At 70.3% G+C, this 18308-nt stretch carries 22 protein-coding genes and 1 pseudogene; 6 read left to right on the forward strand and 17 right to left on the reverse strand.

The window, feature by feature from the left end; genetic code table 11:
- Nucleotides 1-253: 253 nt before the first annotated feature.
- From MF408_RS00090 to MF408_RS00150, 14 genes are all read right to left on the reverse strand, one after another.
- Nucleotides 254-1558: a tyrosine-type recombinase/integrase gene (locus MF408_RS00090; protein ID WP_240249771.1), complete on the reverse strand. Its 1305-nt coding sequence runs from the start codon at nt 1556-1558 to the stop codon at nt 254-256.
- On the reverse strand, nt 1555-2046 hold the full coding sequence (locus tag MF408_RS00095; protein ID WP_240249772.1) for a hypothetical protein: 492 nt from the start codon (nt 2044-2046) through the stop codon (nt 1555-1557). Before MF408_RS00095 ends, MF408_RS00090 begins: the two co-directional genes overlap by 4 nt.
- On the reverse strand, nt 2043-2684 hold the full coding sequence (locus tag MF408_RS00100) for a recombinase family protein (RefSeq protein ID WP_240249773.1): 642 nt from the start codon (nt 2682-2684) through the stop codon (nt 2043-2045). Before MF408_RS00100 ends, MF408_RS00095 begins: the two co-directional genes overlap by 4 nt.
- 8 nt (nt 2685-2692) lie before the next feature.
- A complete protein-coding gene (locus MF408_RS00105; RefSeq protein WP_240249774.1) occupies nt 2693-2995 on the reverse strand; it encodes a hypothetical protein in 303 nt (100 codons plus the stop codon).
- Nucleotides 2996-3201: 206 nt separating this feature from the next.
- Entirely contained in the window at nt 3202-3396 is a 195-nt protein-coding gene (locus MF408_RS00110) for a hypothetical protein (protein ID WP_240249775.1), read from the reverse strand.
- Between the two features lie 40 nt (nt 3397-3436).
- The gene (locus MF408_RS00115) at nt 3437-4078 is read right to left on the reverse strand and encodes a hypothetical protein (protein ID WP_240249776.1); all 642 of its coding nucleotides are present in this window, start codon (nt 4076-4078) and stop codon (nt 3437-3439) included.
- A gap of 169 nt (nt 4079-4247) precedes the next feature.
- The gene (locus MF408_RS00120; RefSeq protein ID WP_240249777.1) at nt 4248-5513 is read right to left on the reverse strand and encodes an AAA family ATPase; all 1266 of its coding nucleotides are present in this window, start codon (nt 5511-5513) and stop codon (nt 4248-4250) included.
- Nucleotides 5510-5779, reverse strand: a complete 270-nt coding sequence (locus tag MF408_RS00125; protein ID WP_240249778.1) for a hypothetical protein — start codon at nt 5777-5779, stop codon at nt 5510-5512. Before MF408_RS00125 ends, MF408_RS00120 begins: the two co-directional genes overlap by 4 nt.
- Nucleotides 5780-6139: 360 nt before the next feature.
- Nucleotides 6140-6427, reverse strand: coding sequence for a hypothetical protein (locus MF408_RS00130; RefSeq protein WP_240249779.1), 288 nt, complete (start codon nt 6425-6427; stop codon nt 6140-6142).
- Nucleotides 6428-6635: 208 nt separating this feature from the next.
- Nucleotides 6636-7109, reverse strand: coding sequence for a hypothetical protein (locus MF408_RS00135; protein ID WP_240249780.1), 474 nt, complete (start codon nt 7107-7109; stop codon nt 6636-6638).
- Nucleotides 7106-7327, reverse strand: coding sequence for a hypothetical protein (locus tag MF408_RS00140; protein ID WP_240249781.1), 222 nt, complete (start codon nt 7325-7327; stop codon nt 7106-7108). The genes MF408_RS00135 and MF408_RS00140 overlap by 4 nt, the downstream gene beginning before the upstream one ends.
- Before the next feature lie 110 nt (nt 7328-7437).
- On the reverse strand, nt 7438-7569 hold the full coding sequence (locus MF408_RS24650; RefSeq protein WP_275693301.1) for a hypothetical protein: 132 nt from the start codon (nt 7567-7569) through the stop codon (nt 7438-7440).
- Between the two features lie 195 nt (nt 7570-7764).
- Nucleotides 7765-8043: a hypothetical protein gene (locus MF408_RS00145; RefSeq protein ID WP_240249782.1), complete on the reverse strand. Its 279-nt coding sequence runs from the start codon at nt 8041-8043 to the stop codon at nt 7765-7767.
- A gap of 273 nt (nt 8044-8316) precedes the next feature.
- Nucleotides 8317-8520 carry a hypothetical protein gene (locus MF408_RS00150; RefSeq protein WP_240249783.1) on the reverse strand — a complete coding sequence of 68 codons (204 nt, stop codon included), beginning with the start codon at nt 8518-8520 and terminating at the stop codon, nt 8317-8319.
- A gap of 628 nt (nt 8521-9148) precedes the next feature.
- Between MF408_RS00150 and MF408_RS00155 the strand changes: the two genes are divergently transcribed.
- Nucleotides 9149-9502: a hypothetical protein gene (locus tag MF408_RS00155; RefSeq protein WP_240249784.1), complete on the forward strand. Its 354-nt coding sequence runs from the start codon at nt 9149-9151 to the stop codon at nt 9500-9502.
- A gap of 22 nt (nt 9503-9524) precedes the next feature.
- Here the strand turns inward: MF408_RS00155 and MF408_RS00160 are convergent, their stop codons facing one another.
- Nucleotides 9525-10241 carry an LCP family protein gene (locus MF408_RS00160; protein ID WP_240249785.1) on the reverse strand — a complete coding sequence of 239 codons (717 nt, stop codon included), beginning with the start codon at nt 10239-10241 and terminating at the stop codon, nt 9525-9527.
- Between the two features lie 125 nt (nt 10242-10366).
- Here MF408_RS00160 and MF408_RS00165 point away from each other — a divergent pair, with 125 nt between their 5' ends.
- A complete protein-coding gene (locus MF408_RS00165; RefSeq protein ID WP_240249786.1) occupies nt 10367-10678 on the forward strand; it encodes a hypothetical protein in 312 nt (103 codons plus the stop codon).
- A gap of 454 nt (nt 10679-11132) precedes the next feature.
- Here MF408_RS00165 and MF408_RS00170 read toward each other — a convergent pair whose 3' ends face one another.
- Complete coding sequence (locus MF408_RS00170; RefSeq protein WP_240249787.1) at nt 11133-12221, reverse strand: hypothetical protein; 1089 nt, start codon at nt 12219-12221, stop codon at nt 11133-11135.
- 322 nt (nt 12222-12543) lie between these two features.
- On the opposite strand from MF408_RS00170, the gene MF408_RS00175 reads away from it, so the two are divergent.
- Nucleotides 12544-13521 (forward strand): family 43 glycosylhydrolase, encoded by a 978-nt coding sequence (locus tag MF408_RS00175; RefSeq protein ID WP_240249788.1) that lies wholly within the window; start codon nt 12544-12546, stop codon nt 13519-13521.
- The gene (locus tag MF408_RS00180) at nt 13463-14260 is read left to right on the forward strand and encodes a DUF1349 domain-containing protein (RefSeq protein WP_240249789.1); all 798 of its coding nucleotides are present in this window, start codon (nt 13463-13465) and stop codon (nt 14258-14260) included. Before MF408_RS00175 ends, MF408_RS00180 begins: the two co-directional genes overlap by 59 nt.
- Here MF408_RS00180 and MF408_RS00185 read toward each other — a convergent pair.
- The gene (locus MF408_RS00185; protein WP_240249790.1) at nt 14214-15305 is read right to left on the reverse strand and encodes a LacI family DNA-binding transcriptional regulator; all 1092 of its coding nucleotides are present in this window, start codon (nt 15303-15305) and stop codon (nt 14214-14216) included. The genes MF408_RS00180 and MF408_RS00185 overlap by 47 nt on opposite strands.
- Nucleotides 15306-16029: 724 nt before the next feature.
- Here MF408_RS00185 and MF408_RS26405 point away from each other — a divergent pair.
- Nucleotides 16030-16794 (forward strand): annotated as a pseudogene (locus MF408_RS26405) (alpha-L-arabinofuranosidase C-terminal domain-containing protein); the annotation flags it as partial.
- Nucleotides 16795-16927: 133 nt separating this feature from the next.
- Nucleotides 16928-18259: an ABC transporter substrate-binding protein gene (locus tag MF408_RS00195; RefSeq protein ID WP_240249791.1), complete on the forward strand. Its 1332-nt coding sequence runs from the start codon at nt 16928-16930 to the stop codon at nt 18257-18259.
- Nucleotides 18260-18308: the final 49 nt, after the last annotated feature.

An 18308-nucleotide genomic window follows, 5' to 3' on the forward strand; every position in this document is an offset into this window, starting at 1 on the left:
AGCGGGACACGCTGGGCCGTTCGACCCCCATCGACCGGGCCCAGCAACGCCACCTGTTGTCGAACACCACGCCGAAGTCTCGGCTGGGTACTCGACAAACGAACTACAAGCGTGTAACTATGCTCGGTCATTCTCATTGTGAGCGACGACTCCGACGAGTGCAAGCGCGGTCCGCCGAGTTGTCCACAGGCTCGCCCAGGGCGTGGGTGTGCCTCATCCGCCACGAGCGGTGATCGGGGCCGGATCGAGTTGGTCATTGAGCGCGCCTCCTCCGGGCGAGTGGCGTGACATTGGTAGCCGTTTCCACAACAGCCGCAGCATCGAGCGCAGCCCGACGCTTGTCTCCGTCGCGGCGGGAACTCCTCGCGTAGCGGTCCAGCGTCATCGTCGCGCTGCCGTGACCGGCTCGCTCCTGAATCTCCTTGAGGGTGAGAGCGCCGTCCTGGCCGATCCGCGCAACGTGACGGCTGATGCCGGCGTGGCGCAGTTCGTAGAACCGCATGTGCGGCACATCGGCCTCCTTCAAGGCTCGCTTCCAGTACCGGTCCAGCGATGAGTACCGGAGCGGCTTGGAGTAGTCGAGCCGATCAATCAGCGGACGACCATGCGCCCCACCCACCGACGAGCCGACGAACAACGGCAAGTCTTCTCCGGGGTGCTCGTGCTCGGGGTGCTCGGTGAAGAAGCGAGCCGCGCGGCGCTTGTGGTCCCGGATGTACGCCTCCAGCGCGTCGAGCGTGGGAGTGCTGAGATCGATGTCACGGCTGCTATGCGCGGTCTTGGTGGCCTCCTCGCGGAACAGCTCGCCCTGGACCTCAACGATGACCGTGCGGACGCGGACGAAGCCGTCGTCCAGGTCCACGTCCCGAAGCCGCAGACCGGTTGCCTCCTCCGGTCGCATCCAAGAATCGGCGACGAGCCGGGTGAACACGTCGTGCGGGTACGGCATCGCGGCGATGATCCGCTCGGTCTCCGTGAGCGTCAGCGGGTAGCGCTTCTCCTCGTGGGCCTTCATGCGCTTCACGCTGGGCAGCGTCCTCGGCGGCACCGAGCGAGCAACGTTCGTCGGCAGGTGGCGGTTGTGGACGGCATAGTCGAGCACCGTCCGTAGCACATAGAACCGGTGCCGCACGGTCTGCGCGGCGAGTCGGCTGCTGGCGTCCTTGATGTAACGGAGGACTGCCGCATACGTGATCTCACCGATGGGCGTGTCCCCAAACGTGTCCATCAGATCGTTGTTGCCCTCGATGATCCGGCGGTACCCGTTGGCCGTGTGCCGTCTGTCGAAGTGTTGGGCCGCTAGCCACTCCTCCGCGAGAGTGCGGAACGTGACCTCGGCCCGTGTCGGGTCGGTGTAAGCGCCGCTCCGCGTCCGCTCGCGGTGGTCCTTGGCCCACTCCTCAGCGGCTGCCTTGCTGGTGAACCCTCCCTTGGTGCGCTCGGTGTAGGGCTTCCGATCGTGCTCCGGGTCCTCCCAGATCACTTCCCACTTCTGCTTGCTCGGGTGAAGGTGCTTGGTCCTGTGGGACTTCCTCACCCATGCCTTCGCCTCTCTCATCGGTCGCTCATCTCCTTGGTGAGTCGGTTGTAGAAGTCGTGGGCTTGTTGCTCGGTGGGGAACCACTTGCCTTTGCGCTTCCGTTCGCCCTCGACCTGCCAGCACACGTGCCACTTCCCGCGCTTCTCGCGGTAGCGAGGAGGCGTGACGACAGTGCTCGTGGCCGGACGCTGGGCGGGGTGGATGCCGTACGCACGAGGCGCGCGGACGTCCCGCGCGATGTGGCTGGCGTAGTGAGTCGGCTCGACCTCCTCGCCGCCGAGGTCGTTGAAGAGGCGGTTCGCGTGGCGGCGAGCACGCTCGTGGTCAGGGGTGACGAGAAGGCTCGGTGGATCGGTGAGGCGACCGGTGCCGTCGACGACCCCCACCACCCACACCGGAGTAGCCAGGAGTCGGTGGCTCGTGAGGACGATGAAGCGGTCGTCGCTCGGGCTGTCGCCGTTGGCGACCTGGACCTTGCGGCTCGTGGCCTGGCTGGTCGGGGTCACGATGCCTCCTGGGTCGCGGCGTTGTAGATGCGCCGGACCGTTGAGGGCTGCCAGGTCGAGCGGCCTTGCGGGCTCAGCACCCCACCACCAGTCAGGGTGCGGGCGATGGATGCGAAGGACTCGCCGCCATCTCGCGCGGTCACGATCGCGTCAACCACATCGGCCGTGGCGAGTCGTGGGCGGCCGATCCGCTTGCCCTTGGCTCGTGCCGCGGCCAGGCCCTCTCTGGTGCGGAGGCTGATCATGTCGCGCTCGAACTCCGCGAACGTCGCCAGCATCGAAGCCATCGCCTTGCCCTGTGGGGTGGAGAGGTTCATCCCCAGGTCGCAGATCACCAGGTCCCAGCCCTGGGTCTTGGCGGCGTCGATGATCTCGGAGGCGTGAAGCACCGAGCGCGCCATGCGGTCGAGTTTCGCCACGATCAGCGCATCAGCTCTGCCGTGCCGGAGTTGGTCGAGGGCATCACGCAGGGCCGGGTTGACCTGTGAGCCGGACATGCCCTCATCTGCCACGATCGTCAGCGGCCAGCCGCGCCGGTCGGCTTCGCTGGTGATGGTGTCGCGCTGGGCGTCGAGCCCGTGGCCGTTGGCGGCTTGCTCCTCGGTACTGACTCGGAGGTAGCCGAGAGCGCGGGTCACCGGTCGCATCACGCCGCACCCTTCTTGGTGGTGGGGGCGGGGGTGATCTCCTCGCGCAACCCACGGGCGTACGCAGCAGCGTCCGGGTCACCGAGCCGTGCGGCGGTGTTGCCGAACACGCGCAGCGACCGCTTCACCATCGGCCCACCGAGCACAGCCAGCATCTCGTCGCGCTCGTCCTCGCTCGCCTCGCAGTACCTCAGCCCGATCACGCGGGCGTCGGCGGCGCTGATCGCGGCGGGCCGGAACGCGACCTCGCCGTGATCGTGCGTGAAGGTCAGCGACCGGCCCAGCGGATAGTTCTCGTTCATCGTCCTTCTCCTCGCCCGGCGCTCCCGGCGACCCGTCTCTGTCAGGGCCAAACCGACCGTTAGCGCCTTACGCCTCATTTCTACGCCAGTTCGCACGTACGTTCGAACACGGCCCGTAGAGGCTGCGAGAGGGCCGGGCGGCTCCTCGGGGTCGGCGCGGTTCTCCGGGCAAGCGAGAGGCCGGTTTGCAGGGCGGATGCATGACGCTAGCGCTCCTCGATCCGGCGTAGCGCCTCGGCCTCGTACCGCTCGAACGGGCTCCCCGGCTCGGGTCCGACCCGCTCGGGGTCGAACTCGGAGACGCGGCGGGCGAACTCCGCGCGCTCCTTCTCCTCGATGCGGAAGGGGTCCTCGGCCGGTCGCTGGCGTTCGTCGCGGCTGCTCACGACCTGCCCCGTCACGATGTCTGCGTCATCGAGACCAGACAGGTACGTCTGCGCGTCAGCAGCGCCACGGTTCGCGTGGAGCCGCGCGCGGCGGTTGAGGATCTCCGGGCTGTTCTCGCTCTCCCCACCCCCCACCAAGGGCAGCCGGTTCGTCGGCCGGGTCGATCACGTTGTCGCGTCCGCGCGCGATCTGGAAGGCAGAGCCAGGGCCCGGGTTGCTGAGCAGGTCCCAAGGGCTGGGCTCGCGCAGACCAATGTCGATCTGGTGGCGCTCGTTGTAGCCGGTGCGCTGGAGCACCATGTGGATCGCTCGGAGCTTGTCGCCGTCGGTGGCGGTCTTGCTGTCGAGGATGCGGTGGAGTTCCCGCATGGCCGGCAGCACCATCTCGACCAGCCGCTGGTTGGCTTTCGCGCGGACCTGCGGCGCGGAACCGCCGTGGCGCGCGCAGACCGTCCCGCCCCGGATCGCGGAGTTCCGGCATGGTTCGCCGTTCGTGCGGCGCGCTGAACACTGCCGTGTGATCGGGTCGCCGTTCTCCCGCTTCGCCTTCCGTGCAGCGGCGGATGCCTTGCCTGCCTTCGACTTCACCGAGTCCTTGGGTTTGTTGGTCCGTGGCTTCCGACCCTTCTGGTTCCGGACAGACTCCTCAGCTGCAGTCCTCCGCGGCTGCACCTGGTCCTTGCTCTTCTTCGGCATCACAGCTCCTTTCGTCGGTATCGCCCTATGGCCCTCAATCGCCCTGCCATGGCCCGCGGGGCGGTAGCGATCCCCGAGGCGTCTATCGCCCTATCGCCCGCCCCTTTAGGGGCGATAGGGCCATACGCCGGATCGCGGGCGACCGGGCTGTTGCAGCACCTCAAGTCGCTCATGACCGGACCCACTCGCACTCGCAGGCGGGCAGGCCCTTCGGGCGCTTGCCGATGTACCAGTACGTCCCGCGACCGGCGTGGAAGTGGTACAGCAGGCGCGACCGCTCAGCAGCCCGAAGAGCCTCGACCAATGACCCGTCCTTGCCGACTTTCATCGCTGTCTCGATTGCGCGCGTGGCGTGAGACTTTCTGTCCTCCGCAGTGTGCTGGCGCGGGTCCTTCACCTTCCCCAGGCCGCGGACATGGAGCACGACGTCATGAGCAATCGATTCCGCGCGGGCAGACTTCCGTGACTTCAGGTCACCGAACGACAGGGACTTGCGCTCACCGTCGAACGTCAGTGAGAACTCGGGGTGCTGAACGTCCCGGCCCGTCGCGCTCAGGAACCGCGCGCCGCTGCCGTTCTTCGTGTAGTTCCACGCGACGTCCGCCCAGTCATGGACGCGCGTCGCGCCCCTCGCACGTTCCTCGCCCTCGCGCTGCCGCTCGGCACCGCGGTGGATCGTGAACACGACCTCGCCCACCCCAGCACGACGGGCAACGTTCTCGACGGCCCGGAGAAAGTCCCGCGCGTCGCTGTTGCTGTTCTCCTCGCCGCAGTACGCCGCACCGTAGGTGTCGATGATCCAGACCTCGGCATCTCGCGTCTCCAGCCACTCCACAGCGAAGTCCTGCCCGATCTTCGTCATGAGGTCGACGTGATAGCCGCGCAGATGAAGCACGGCAGCGCGGTCTAGATTCGTGATGTCCGTCTGGCGCGCCCAGGACCGCCACTGCTGCGCGGTCAGTTCGTAGTTCCAGACAGCGACTCGGCCTGTCGGCTGCTTGACCGTGAAGTAGTCGAGGAACTCCACACCATCGCAGTACGACTTGAGCAGTTGCATCGCCAGCGTGGTCTTGCCGACCTTGTACTGCGCGACAATGAGGAGGTTCTGACCCTCCCTCAGCAGAGATTCGATCCGGTACGCCGGTGGCGCGGTCTCCTCGTCCAGGTCATCACTCAGGAACTCGGAGGAAGGTGGAGGATCGAAGTGCTCGGCCTCCATCATCTCCCGCACGACCATGCGTGTCGCTTCGCTCGCGAGGTCACGTGACAGCCGCTCAGGACTCACCCGCGCTACGAGCTCGTCCGGCACCAGATCGCGCGCTCGCTCCATGAGCGTGCCCTTGATGCCGTCCAGCGTGGTTGACGGCTCCTCGGCCTTGCGCGCCTGCTGGACGGAGGGCTTCTGCTCGCTGGTTCGCTTCCTTGACTTGCTCACAACACCCGCCCCATCCAGTCGCTCGACTCGCGCCGGTGCTTGCGGGTCGTCCCGTACTCGTTGGCGAGCCGGGTCATGGCGGTCTCGTTCGGCCTACGGAAGTCGGCGAGCGAACAGCCCGCCTCGATCGCCTCAGCGGCGTCCTTGTGGGGGCGGGGTGGCTTGCGGAACTGGATGCGCGAGCGAGCGACCCCAGCAGCGAGCAGCAGGCGCTTCCGAGCGATCACACATGCCGCACCCGCTCCCGAGCGGTCCACGTCGACCACCAACCGGATCGGCCCAGTGCCCCTGATGAACCATCGCGCCTGACCTCGTGTGGCGTGACCCGCTCCCTGCCAGTGCGAGGTCGCGACCGCCCCCCACTCCACGAAGGGCATCGGCATCCTTCTCGCCCTCGCACCACCAGACGGGCTCACCGGCTTGGAGTGCCCACAGAAGTTCAGGCAGGTGATACATGGCGCGGTCGGCGTCGTGCTCCTGTGCGTCGATGATCTTCGGGACCCAGCGACCGCGCTCGACGCACCACGAGTCCATGAAGAACCCCTTGGGATCGGTACGGAGTTTGCGCAGGACCGGTCTGCTCTTGTGATCGGTGTAGACGTACTGGCGCACCTTGCGGCCGGCCATCAGTGCTCACCGGCATTCGGTCGGGGTGCGTCCGGATGCCACGAGGCGAAGCGACGCAGCCGGTAGAAGAACCACACACGTCCGCTCGGCTCGAGGTTGTACACACAGAACGGCGTGTCATCCTCCACCAGCGCCTTGGCGAGGATGAGTTCCGCCAGGTAATCCGGGCTGATGGCTCGATCCGCGTTGAACTGGTCGTGCAGGTCGCCCTGCATCCGCACGACGAAGTCCTCCAGACGCTTCAGGAGAACCTTCGCGCGGACCACTCCTGAATCGGGCATCGCCATGTGGACCCACGACCTGGCGGGCGTGGGGTTGGCTCCATCGCGCCGATCCCGAGGCAACCGGGCATCAACCACCCAGGCTTCGTGATCCTTGCCGCGCGGCAGCGGCAGCCGGGGCGTACGTCGTACTCTCATCTCGTCACTTCTCCTCTTTCAAGGGGAGACGAGGGGCCGCCAAGGTGCAGCCAGGCGGCCCCTCAACACTTCTCTGTCAGTCGTCGTCGAGCGTCGGCAGACGCACGAGGTTGCGACCGTTCGCGAACAGAGCCGGGAACCGCTTGGCGACCTGGCGTTGGTATTGGCCGGGGGTAACGCTGACTTCCGACCACGCGCGTTCCTCGCTGGACTTGGCGCTCTCAACCACCGGTCGCAGGTTGTTCAGATCCCGGCTGTACTCGGCGAGCCGGTTGCCGAACTCCTCCTCACTCAGTTCGCCGTTCTGGTACGCCTCAATGTCGGCGTCGATGTTTTCCTCACCGGCATCGCACGTGCGGAGGACGCTGTCGAGTCGCGCGGTGATCTGTGCGACCGTGTCGCCATAGTGCTGAGCCATGATGTTCGCGAGCCTCGTGTCGTCCTTAGCGATCTGCTCGGCTACGTACCGCTTGTCCGCCTCGCTCAGCCCTCGTGCGGTGTCGAGGTACTCATGGGCGTCGTCGTTGAAGAAGGCCTGAACACCCATCACCGCACCGCCCTCGGGTTGTCCAGTGCCGGGGCACGGGTGGCGTCGCTGGAGCGACGTGACGCGGCTGCTCGCTGCGCCTCCTCTGCACGTTGCCTGCCCACCCGCAGCAGATCCCACGCCTCACCCAGCTTGCGGTGGACGTCGCCGAACCGCTCCTTGGCTCGGTCGATCGGCAGTTCTGCCCGGGCGATGTTGGTAGGTGACTTCTCCTTGCTCATGCTCACTCTCCTCAGTTCCGCTGCTCGTGCTGCTTCTTCCTCGTGGCGCTCTCGGAGGGAGGCCGCGCGCTCGCTGATCGAGTCGCGACCCCAGGCACCGGCGTTCCAACTCATGCCGCGCCGCGCTTTCGCTTCATGACGTGATTGACGTAGTGCGCGTACGCGTCACGCATGACCGCGGCAATCGGGATCGACTGCATCCGCGCGATCTGCTTCAGGTCCGCGTACAGGTCATCAGGCACCACGACCTTGCGAGTTGTCCCGATCCTGGGCCTACCTTGCTTGGCCACCGTTCCGTTCTCCCTTGGGTTTCCGGGGGTCGCTCGCCAACCCCGTCCGTCCAATACGCTCCTCCAGCGATTGACACGGCCTGTGCGGCCAACCACCGGCGCTGCTGTGGGCGGAATGGCACGAACCCCACCCGCCCACACGACGGGTCAAGCAGCGCTCTCGGCGTCGGCGTCGGCGTCGTCCGGCAGGTGCTGGAGGATGTGATCGATGTCGTCGCGAATGCGCACCAGGTCGGCGCGGTACTGAGCGACCTTCTTGCGATTGCGTGCGAACCGCTTGTCGCCGACGAGCATGCGCAGTGCCTCGGCCTTCCTGCCGAGGTCGCGGGAACGGCGGTGGAACAACTCAGGCAGCGGCTCGCGCTCCGCAGAAGGGGCAGCTTTGCCCCTGCGCTTGAACCTTGCCTTGGCGTCGTCGTTCTTCACCGTGCGCACCGACACTGCGAGGGTGGCGGCGATCTGGCGTTGGGTCAGCCCCCGCAGCGCGCAGCCGCTCGGTGAGTGCGGGTCGTTCCTTGGGTGGCACCATGCAGGCCGGACCGCCGTACTCGCCTTCGAGCATCGCGTCCCAGGAGTCATAACCTTCGAGGACGGTCCAAACCTTGTTCTCGACCTGCCACACGACCGCATCAGCGGCAGCGGCGAGGTTGGACTTGACCTGATCGACCGATGCGAAGACATCGGCCACAGTCGGCGCGTTCACTGCTCGGTCCACTCACGAGTGCGGCGGATGATCTCGTCGTGGGTGATGTACGGCGTCGAGCGCTTGCCCTTGCCGCCCTTCCGCGTGACGGTGACGTCGCCGTCCCAGACCCAACGCTGGAGTTGGCGAAGCGGGACGCCCCACAACTTGGCTGCGGTGGGCAGGTCGTACATGACCTGTTCGGGGATTCCGTTCGGCACCGTGGGGATGGTGGGTTGCTTCCTAGGCATTTCTGGCCTCCGGGTCGAGCGTCGGGAGGCGCCAGAAATGCAAGAAGGCCACCAACCCGACTGTGTTTCTGTCGGAATCGGTGACCTGAGATTCGCCAGCGGCTACTGGCGGCCAACCGAGGCAGTAGGCGTCCGGCCCGTCACTCGCCGGTCTATCTGTACTGCCAACCTCCTGCGACTCGACCGGGCTTCCTCTCGCCTCACCCGGTGTCATCGACGCCACTCTGCGTCAGCGCACAGAGTGTCTTGCTCGCTCGTCCGGGTCAGTCCCGGCCCTGCCTTCACCACGAACTGTACCGCGCCGGAGCAAGTTCGCGCAGCCGTCAACGCGACCCGGAGCAGAGTGTTCTCCGTGCTACTCCGATGCCCTCTGGACCGAGCCGAGCAGCGCGGGAGCAGCGCCGATCCCGAGAATCAGGCTGTTCTACGCCTGCAAACCGCCCATTCCGGGGCGATTATGAGTCCTCTGCTCTGACCGACTGAGCTACCGCCCCGCGCTCCGGCGCGCGATCAGCGTAGTGGTCCGGTCGCCGTTCCGGATGCCGGGCACCGGGTTGGGTACCGCGCGAGACGAATCGGACGAGGAGGCGAGGACGACGTGACCGACCAGCCGGTGCCGCACCACGACCAGCTGCCGCTGCCCGACTACGACCAGCTCCCGCTGGGGGCGGTGCAGACGCGGGTGCGCAGCCTCGACCTCGGCCAGCTCGAGCAGGTGCTCGCCTACGAGCGGGCGCACGCCGACCGGGTGCCGGTGGTCCAGGTGCTCGAGCAGCGCGCCGAGGAGCTGCGCTCCGGAGCCGCGCCCACGGGTGGGGACCCCACGGCGGAGACGCCCGAGGTGTCGGCCGGTCCGGCCGGCGGGTCGAAGGCGTCGCCGCAGACCGAGGGGCCGGCGATGAACCCGCCGTCCCACGGCGACCCGACCAACCCCGCGCAGCCCCGGGACTGACCAGGGACCGACGGGCCGTCCGTCACTGGAGGGCGTCGATGGTGTCCTCGGTCGGCTGGTAGGCGCAGGCGTCCTCCGGGTCGTCGGCGGGGTTGCGCTTCTCTCCCCGCGGGACGGACTTGCGCGGCGGCGGGTCGATCGCCTTCTGCACGGTCTCCTGCATCCACGCGAAGTCCGGGTCGGCGGAGGAGAACTCCTCCGACGAGCGGAACACCACCGACTTCACCTTGGCGTCCTTGACCTTCAGCGCGAGGTCGACGAAGGCCGGCGCCAGCTCGCGCGGGATGTCGGTGTAGACGATCTCCTCCCCCGCCTTGATGAGGTCGAGGTAACGCACGAGCAGGTTGGCCGGGTTGGCCGCGTCGATGATGGCGTCGACCATGCAGCGCTGCCGCTCCATCCGCTCGTAGTCGTCGGACCCCCAGCGGCCGCGCGCGAACCAGAGCGCCTGGAAGCCGTTGAGGTGCTGGTCGGGACCGGGGTCGAGGTAGTCGTCGGGAGGCACCCCGGCGTCGGTGTTGCCGCCGATCGCGACCGGCTCGTTGATGTTGACCGTCACCCCGCCGAGGGCGTCGACGATCTGCTTGAAGCCCTCGAGGTTGACGAGCACGTAGTACTCGACAGGGAGGCCGAGGCTGCCCTCGACGGCGAGCTTGATCGCGTCGGCCCCCTCGTTGGTGGAGTGGCCGAGGACCTCGGGGTGCATCAGCGGGATGTTGCGGTAGACGGCGTTGAGCATGTAGTCGCCGTCGGCGTAGTCGCCGTTCGAGAAGCCGTAGGGGGTAGAGCTCGTGCAGCGGGCTGCCCTCGGGGAACTGCGCGTTCGCCATGTTGCGCGGCAGGCTGAACGTCACGGTCTTGCCGGTGCGGGTGTCCATGCTGAGCAGGATCATGCTGTCGGTGCGGACACCGTCGCGGCCCTCGCCGCCGTCACCGCCGAGCAGCAGCACGTTGACCCGCTCGCGGCCGCCGAACGGGTTCTCCTCGGTGGTGTCGTCGGGCGTCGTGGCGACCGCGTTGTCGTCGAACACGTCGGTGACGACGTCCGCGGTCGCGACGGCGTACTGCGCCGCCCGCACGACCGGCGCTGCGACCACCATGCAGATCACCACCACGGCGACGTTGCCGACGACGGTGTGCCACCGGGGGCGCTCGCGGGGCCGGACCAGCCGGTAGGAGGTCCACACGACGAACAGCCAGACGAGCAGCAGCACGCCGGCCGCCGCCGCGACGACGCGCAGCAGGAACGGGTCGAAGGCGATGTCGACGGCGCGCGTCCAGTCGCGGCCCAGGTACCACAGCACGGCCGCGAACACGGCGGCCCAGCCGGCGAGGACGACCCAGCCGGCGAGCCTGCGGCGGGCGTAGAGGTAGCCGCTGCCGGGCACGACCGCACCGAGGAACGTGAGCCCGAGGGTGCCGGCGAGACCGTTGGTACGCCGTTCGGCCGCGCGCCTGCCGCCTCGCGCGCGGGCGCCGGCCGGCGCCGGCTCGGCCGCGGCGTCTCCGGTGCGCAGCGCCCGGCGGCCACCTTGCTGCTGGCTCCTGCGCAGCGCCCGGCGCTCCCGACGGGACAGCCGGACCGACCGCTGCGCGCGGCGCACGCCGCCGGGCCGACCGGCGCTCGACGTCACCGCCATCCGCTCTCTCCCACAGGACAAGGCGCGGGGACCCACACCCCGCGCGCCCAGCAAGTATCGCCACGCCGGCGGCGTCGCGTCACATCGGCAGGAGTCGCCCCCACCGGTGGGTCGGCGACGAGGCTACCGAGCCAACGGGCGGGAGCGCTGCCGAACTCGCGGCGCTCCTCCGAGGTCATCGTGGCCACGCGGCGGCGCCACGACTCGACCCGGGCCAGCCGGGCGAGCTGCAGAGCAGCCGGCAGCGCGGCCCGCAGCGACCGCGCCGGCGCCAGGTCGCTCCACACCTCCAGGGCCGCGTCGGCGACCCGGCGCAGCCGCAGGTCGTCGGGACCGGCGGCGAGTGCGACGGCACACTCGCCCAGCGGCACGAGCAGCCCGCCGAGCGGCTCGGTGAGGAGCGCGTCGCCGAAGTCACGGAACCGCACCGGAGCGTCCGGGTCGGTCGGCAGGACGACGGCGTCGAGCCCCGGGGCGTTGTGGTGGAGCGTCAGCGGGAGGTCGAGGTCGGCCACGACCTCGGCCCAGCGCTCGACCGCGGGCAGCAACGCCTGGAGCCGGCCGGCCACCGCCGGGTCGAGACGGCGCGGGTCGCCCGCCGGCAGCGCGCACAACCGGCCGACGGCGTCGCCCGCGTAGGTCACCGCCTCCTCCGGCGCGAGCCGGGTGAGGTCGAGCGTCTCGGCGTCCCGAGCCACCGCCCGCTGCAGCCGCGCGGCGTCGCGGAGCACCCGGCACCACACGTCGACGCCACGCTCGGGGACACCGGCTGCGAGGGTCGGCCCGAGGTCGGGGGTCAGCAGCAGGTCGCGCTCGGGGTCGGCGGCCGTGACCGGGACGACGTACGACGGCACCCGCCGCGCCAGCTCGACCGTGAGGCGCGCCTCGTGACCGCGGCCCGGGCGGCTCTGCTTGGCGAGGAACCGATCGGTGCCGACCTCGACCCGCCACACCGCCGCCCACGGCCGGACGCGCAGCGGCTCGAGGCGGGTCGGCTCCCCGACGGCGGCGACGACGAAGCGGCGGAGCTCGGCGGCGACCGCCCCGCTCCGCCCCACGTCTCCCGACCAGGTCTGCACGAGCGCAAGCGTGAACCCGGCGCCCTCACCGGCGCCACCGGATTGTCGTCGCCGATCCGGCACCGAGCGCCCTTGCCATCCGGGAGCCGAGGTTCCATCGTTGCAACGATGACGCTCGGGCTCCCCCGCCGGCGACGCCGGCTCCTCCTTCTCGTCCTCGCCGCGGCAGCCGTGGTGACCGCCCCGCTGGCCGCGCCGCTCGCCGTCCCGGCGGGCACCGCGGCTCCCCCCGCCACCCCGGCGAGCGCCGCCGCGACCCCGGCGCCGGACCACCGGACCTACCGCAACCCGCTCGACCCCGTGGTCCGCGGGGGAGGGGCCGGTGACCGAGGTCGACAGCTGCGCCGACCCCGCGGTGCTCCGAGGGCGCGGCAGGCACCACGGCTCGTGGTTCATGTACTGCACCACCGACCCGTTGAGCGACGACGACGTGGACGAGGCCGGCGAGCTGCGCTTCCGCCCGGTGCCGATGCTGCGGTCGCGCGACCTCACGCACTGGACGTACGTCGGCGACGCCCTGCCCGCGCCACCCTCGTGGGCGGCTCCGGGCGCCGGGCTGTGGGCGCCGGACGTCGTGTACTCAGAGGCGACCGGGCGCTACTACCTCACGTTCGGGGTCACCGACACCGACGACGGGCTGCGCGGCCCGGGCGCCTGCGCGTCCACGACCGACAACGCGATCGGGGTGGCGGTCGCCTCCTCACCCACCGGCCCGTGGACCGTCGCCGACGAGCCCCTCGTCCCGCCCCGGCCCGACCCCGAGGCCGCGTGCGCGTTCTTCTGGACCTACGACCCCGACGTCCTCGGCGACGCCGTCGGCCGGGCGAGCACGCTCTACTACGGCAGCTACTACGGCGGGGTGCACGCCCAGCGGATCGTCCTCGACGAGGACGGAGCCCGGCTCACCGGTGCGGCTCGCCGGATCGCGATCGGCAACCGGTACGAGGGCACCAACGTGGTGAGGCGCAAGGGCTGGTACTGGTACTTCGGCTCCGCGACGAACTGCTGCAACGGGCCGCTGACCTCCTACGGCGTCTTCGCCGCGCGGTCGCGCAGCCCGCTGGGGCCGTTCCGCGACCGCAGCGGCCACACGCTGCTCGAGGGCCGCGTCGGCGGCACGCCGGTGCTCCTGCCCAACGGCAACCGCTGGGTGGGGGGTCGGGCACAACTCGGTGTTCAGGGACGCCGCAGGACGGTGGTGGACCGCCTACCACGCCGTCGACCGTCGCGACCCGTACTTCGTGCTGCGACCGGACATCACCAAGCGGCCGGTGCTGCTGGACCCGCTGACGTGGCGTGACGGGTGGCCCGAGGTCCGCGGCGGCCGGTGGGCCTCCGACCGGCGGATGCCCGCGCCGGCGGTCCGCCCCGGCCGGCCGAGCGACTACCGCCCCGAGCGCGTGCCGCCGCTGCGACCGGGGCGCCTGCTGCCGGCGTACTCCGACGACTTCGCCGACGGCCTCGACCCCGCCTGGAGCTGGCTCCGCGAACCGCCCGCCGGTGACGTGGCCGTCGAGAACGGCGCCCTGCGCGTCGAGACCCACCCCGGGGACCTGGCCCGGGAGACCAACACCGCGCCGGTGCTCAGCCGGCCGGCGCCCCGCGGCGACTACCTGGTGGAGACCCGGGTCCGGCTCGACCTGCCGGCCGAGGGCTGCTGCCACAACTACGTCCAGGCCGGGCTGGTGGTCATCGACGACGACGACCGCTACCTCAAGCTCGTGCACGTCTCGATCTGGGAGACCCGGCAGACCGAATGGGCCAAGGAGGTGCTGCCGGTCCGCGAGGGCTACCCCCGCTACGGCAACGGCGTGGTCGGTGCGCCGGGACCGACGACCTGGTTGCGGGTCGCCGTCGACCGGCGGCCCGGCCCCGACCGCTACACCGCGTTCACGAGCGACGACGGCCGCCGTTGGGTGCGCGGTGGCACGTGGACCCACCGGTTGAGCCGGGACGCGCGGATCGGGTTGGTGTCGATGGGCGGCGACGGGTTCACCGCGCGGTTCCGCGAGGTGGAGGTACGGCGGCTGCGGCCCTGACCGCGCTCACCGCACTGGCCGAGCGGCCGAGGGTCGACTCGCGTGCCACCAGCTCGAAGCCGGCGCGGACGTCCCTGGGCGGCCGTTGCTCCGACGCCGGGTCGAGCCGCTCCGCCAGCATCGCCACCGCGGTGCGGGCGATGCCTGCCTTGTCCGGGGCGACGGTGCTGAGCGTCGGCACCGCGAACCTGCCCTCCGCAACGTCGTCGATGCCGATCACGGCGACGTCGCCGGGCACGTCGATCCCACGGTCGGCCAGGAGCCGCAGGGCTCCGATCGCCAGGGTGTCGTTGAAGCAGAACAACGCGTCCGGGCGGGCGCCGTCGTCGAGCAGCGCGGCGACCGCCGCCGCCCCGTGCTGCCGGTCGAAGGCCGGCACCGGCGCGACGAGGCGCTCGTCGACGTCGAGCCCGGCCGCGGTCAGGGCGCGTTCCCACCCCTGCCGCCGCAGGTGGGCGACCCCGGACCGGCGGCGGCTGCCCGGCTGGTCGCCGACGACCGCGATCCTGGTGCGCCCGAGCGCCACCAGGTGCGCGGTCGCCGCCTCGGCCGCGGCGACGTTGTCGATGGCCACGTGGTCGACGGCTCCGGCGCCGAACTTCTCGCCCAGCAGCACCACGGGGATGTCGACGGCGGCCCGGCCGGTGAGGTCCTTGGCCCGCAGCGCCATCGGGCTCATGACCAGCCCGTCGATCAGGTGGTTGCGGAAGCCCTCCACCACCTCCAGCTCGCGGTCGCGGAGCCCCTCCGTCTGGTCGACCAGCACGGTCAGGCCGTGCTTCTCCGCGGCGCGCACCACGCTGCCCGTCAGCTCCGCGAAGTAGGGGTTGTCCAGGTCGGGGAGCGCCAGGGCGATGACCCCCGTCCGCCCGGCCCGGAGGTTGCGCGCGGCCAGGTTGGGCCGGTAGCCCATCTCGTCGAGGACGAGCTGCACCCGGGCGCGGGTGTCCGGCGCCACGTGCCGGTAGCCGTTGACCACGTTGCTCACGGTCTTCACCGAGACGCCCGCCCGCGCCGCGACGTCCTGCAGCCTCACCCGCACCACGGGCCCATCGTGGCACGGCCAGGGTTTACAACGATGGAAACGACCGGTACAAACGGAAGGTGTGACGAGCGCTACATCTCGGGCCACGCTCACGGTCGATCCGGCCTTCCGGGTCGGCACGGTGGACCGGCGCGTGTTCGGGTCGTTCGCCGAGCACATGGGCCGGTGCATCTACACGGGTCTCTACGAGCCCGACCACCCCGCCGCCGACGACCGCGGCTACCGCACCGACGTGCTCGAGCTGGTGCGGGAGCTCGGACCGACCGTGGTGCGCTACCCGGGCGGGAACTTCGTGTCCGGCTACCGCTGGGAGGACGGCGTCGGGCCGCTGGAGGACCGCCCCCGGCGGCTCGACCTGGCATGGCGGGCGATCGAGCCCAACGAGTTCGGCGTCGACGAGTTCATGGCCTGGTGCGCCCAGGCCGGCGTCGAGCCGATGATGGCGGTCAACCTCGGCACCCGCGGGGTGGCCGAGGCGGCCGAGCTGCTGGAGTACTGCAACCACCCCGGCGGCACCCGGCTCTCCGACCTGCGCCGCTCCCACGGCGTGGACGAGCCCCACGACGTGCGGCTGTGGTGCCTCGGCAACGAGCTCGACGGGCCCTGGCAGATCGGCCACAAGACCGCCCACGAGTACGGCCGGATCGCCGCCGAGACCGCGCACGCCATGCGGCGGGTCGACCCCCGCGTCGAGCTCGTGGCCTGCGGGAGCTCCAACACCACGATGCCCACCTTCGCCGCGTGGGAGGCCACGGTCCTCGAGGAGTGCTACGACGCCGTCGACCACGTGTCGCTCCACCACTACTTCGACCCCACCGGTCGCTGCCTCGGCGACTTCCTGGCGAGCGGCGCGGTCCTCGACCGCGCGATCGACGACATCGTGGCGACGGCCGACCACGTCGGCGCGCGGCTGAAGTCGCGCAAGCGGCTCGGCGTCGCCGTCGACGAGTGGAACGTCTGGTACCAGTCCCGGTTCGGCGGTGAGCACTCGCTCGACTGGACCGAGCGCCGGCACCTCATCGAGGACGTCTACGACGTCGCCGACGCGGCGGTCGTCGGCAGCCTGCTGATCACCCTCCTGCGGCACTGCGACCGGGTGAGCATCGCCTGCCAGGCCCAGCTCGTGAACGTGATCGCGCCGATCCTGACCGAGCCGGGCGGCCGGGCCTGGCGGCAGACGATCTTCCACCCGTTCGCCCAGGCGGCGGCCGTCGCCGGCGGCGTCGTGCTGCGGGTCGAGCCCGAGGTCGCGACGTACGACGCGGAGGCCGTCGGCGAGGTCCCCTTGCTCGACGCGACCGCCGTCCACGACCAGCAGAGCGGCACCCTCACGGTGCTGGCCATCAACCGCCGCACCGACGGCCCGCTGGAGCTCGACGTCGACCTCCGTGCCTTCCCTGCCCACCGCGTCCACGGCGCGACCACCCTCGCCCACGACGACGTCCGCACCACGGTCACCGCCGACGACCCCGACGCGGTGGCGCCCCGCCCCCTCGGGTCGGTCGAGCTCGTCGACGGACGGCTGCGCGCCGCCCTGCCGGCGGTCTCGTGGAACGTCGTCCGGCTCGTCCCCCCACTCCCCCGAACCGCCCGAGCGTCGCTGATCACCCGAGGAGAACGTCATGCGCCACCGCACCCTCACCAGCGCGGCCCTGAGCCGCCGAGGCTTCATCACCGTCACGGCGGGCGGTCTGCTGGTCGCGGGCTGCGGCGGCGGCCAGGGCCCCGGAGGCGGCAGCGAGGAAGGGGTGGGCGGCTTCACCGGCGAGGCCTACGACGGCCCCGCGCTCACCCTCGCCTACTGGAACGGCTTCACCGGCGGCGACGGCCCGTCGATGCAGGCGCTGGTCAAGAGCTTCGTCTCCGAGCACGACAACATCGACGTCGAGAACAACACCGTCGAGTGGCTGGACTTCTACCAGCGGCTGCCGGCCGCGGCGCAGGCCGGCAAGGGGCCCGACGTCGGCGTGATGCACCTCGACCAGCTGGCGACCAACGCGGCACGGAGCGTGATCGTGCCGCTCGACGACCTGGCGGAGGCGCTGGAGCTGTCGGAGGACGACTTCGCCGAGAGCGTCTGGGGGCCGGGCATCTACCAGGACGAGCGCTACGGCATCCCGCTCGACGTGCACACGCTGGCGATGTACTACAACCCCGACCACTTCGAGCGGGCTGGCATCAGCGAGCCGCCGACCGACGCCGCCAGCCTCGACGAGGCGTGCCGGGCGCTGCAGGCCGCGGGCTTCGATACGCCGATGTGGATGCCGAACCTCTGGCCCGCCCACCTGATGTTCCTGTCGCTGCTGTGGCAGTTCGGCGGCGAGCCGTACGCCGAGGACGGCTCGTCGGCGACGTACGACGACGAGGCCGGCGTCCAGGCGCTGACCTGGATGCGTGAGCAGGTCGACAAGGGCTACAGCCCCGAGAACGTCGACATCGACGCCCAGTACGTCGCGTTCAAGAACGGCCAGAACTCCATCACCTGGGACGGCATCTGGCAGATCCTCGACCTCGAGGACTCCGGCGCCCGGTACGGCATCGCACCGATCCCGGTGATCGGCGACGAGCAGGCCGCCTGGGCCAACTCCCACAACTTCTTCATGACCTCCCAGGCCGCCGAGGACGAGGACCGGGCCAACGCCGCGAAGACGTTCATCGGCTGGATGTCCGACCAGTCCGCTGCCTGGGCCGACGCCGGGATGATCCCGGCCCGCAACTCCGAGCGCGAGAAGGCGCAGTTCACCGACTCGCCCCAGGCGTCGCTCGGCGACCAGATCGACGCCCTCCACTTCCTGCCGCCGGTGCCGGGGCTCGGCGACGTCCAGGTGCAGACGCTCGAGGTCGGCGTCAGCGAGGGCGTCCTGGGCCGCCGGTCGCCGGAGGAAGCCCTGTCGAACCAGGCCTCGGACGCGACGGAGCTGATGGAGCAGAACCTCGAGAGGTTCGGTGGCTGACGTGCCCCGGGCTCGGCGGGGGGGACGGGCTCGTCGCCTGGCTGTTCCT

Origin of the sequence: Nocardioides sp. TF02-7 (assembly GCF_022437945.1) — a bacterium.
Lineage (GTDB): Bacteria > Actinomycetota > Actinomycetes > Propionibacteriales > Nocardioidaceae > Nocardioides.

Excerpts from the sequence above, each read along its gene's own strand:
- MF408_RS00130 (WP_240249779.1), bottom strand. The coding sequence starts at position 6,427 with ATGGCGATGCCCGATTCAGGAGTGGTCCGCGCGAAGGTTCTCCTGAAG.
- MF408_RS00090 (WP_240249771.1), bottom strand. The coding sequence starts at position 1,558 with ATGAGAGAGGCGAAGGCATGGGTGAGGAAGTCCCACAGGACCAAGCAC.
- MF408_RS00105 (WP_240249774.1), bottom strand. The coding sequence starts at position 2,995 with ATGAACGAGAACTATCCGCTGGGCCGGTCGCTGACCTTCACGCACGAT.
- MF408_RS00195 (WP_240249791.1), top strand. The coding sequence starts at position 16,928 with ATGCGCCACCGCACCCTCACCAGCGCGGCCCTGAGCCGCCGAGGCTTC.
- MF408_RS00115 (WP_240249776.1), bottom strand. The coding sequence starts at position 4,078 with ATGCCGAAGAAGAGCAAGGACCAGGTGCAGCCGCGGAGGACTGCAGCT.
- MF408_RS00160 (WP_240249785.1), bottom strand. The coding sequence starts at position 10,241 with ATGCTCAACGCCGTCTACCGCAACATCCCGCTGATGCACCCCGAGGTC.
- MF408_RS00140 (WP_240249781.1), bottom strand. The coding sequence starts at position 7,327 with ATGAGCAAGGAGAAGTCACCTACCAACATCGCCCGGGCAGAACTGCCG.